Source organism: Streptomyces botrytidirepellens, from assembly GCF_003721215.1.
Taxonomy (GTDB): Bacteria; Actinomycetota; Actinomycetes; order Streptomycetales; family Streptomycetaceae; genus Streptomyces; species Streptomyces himastatinicus.
Map to the genome: position 1 here is coordinate 1 of NZ_RIBZ01000406.1, position 844 is coordinate 844.

General features: G+C 78.9%; 1 protein-coding gene. It reads left to right on the forward strand.

Features of this window, described 5'->3' with window-relative positions; translation table 11 throughout:
• Positions 1-278 precede the first annotated feature (278 nt).
• On the forward strand, positions 279-844 hold a 566-nt coding region (locus tag EEJ42_RS31210), incomplete at its 3' end, for a hypothetical protein (RefSeq protein ID WP_148082067.1).

Sequence of the window (844 nt, forward strand, 5' to 3'; positions counted from 1 at the left end):
GCCGTGGGCCGCCGGTGCGGACGGCGGCGCGGGCGCTGCCACGGCTCCCCCGGCTCCCGCCGCCAGCACGGCGGCGGCCGTGGCGGCGATCAGGACGGGGCGCAGGGAATCGGTCGGTCGCACGGCGGGACCCCTCTCTCGGCGGCGCGCGGCGGGCGCGGGCAGTGCGGGCGGCGCGGTCGATCGCCCACCGGGAGCGTACGGCCCGGAGGGCTCTGGCACGATGTGGGCTCGTTCACGGGTCATCAACCGCATCGCGCAACGGGGAGCGCCGCCACATGCCGCAGTCACCGCATCCACCCTCGCTGCTGGAGAGCGCCCCGCGGCGCCGGGTCCTCGCGCCCGGGTGGCTGCCGCCGCTCATCGCCGCGGCCGCCGCCGGGGTCGCGTACGCCCTCGCCGACGACCCGCTGGCGCGGGTGCTGGTGCCCTTCGCGGTGGCGCTGGGCGCGTACGTCCTGGGTGCGGCCCTGGCGCGGCTGTGGCCGCGCGCCCGGTGGCGGGTGACGGAACTGGGGCTGCACCGGCTGCGCGGCACGCGCAATGTGGCGACGCATCTGTCCACGCCCGCGCAGCCGCTCGTCCTCACCGTGCCGGATCTGGCGGTGCGGATGCCGCTGGACTACGGGGCGTCCGCCATCGGCTCCCTGAGCGCCACGGGCGCCACGGGCCTGCGGATGTCGCCGTTCCCATTCCATCTCGCCTTCCGCCGGATCGGCCTGCCGCTGCGGCTGGCGGACGGGAAGAACGCGGTGCCGGGGCTGGCGGCGCACTGGGAGGCGGGGTTCGCCCGGCGCGAGGCGGCGCTGCTCGCCGCCGCGGCCGAGGGCCCGCTGCCCGCCCC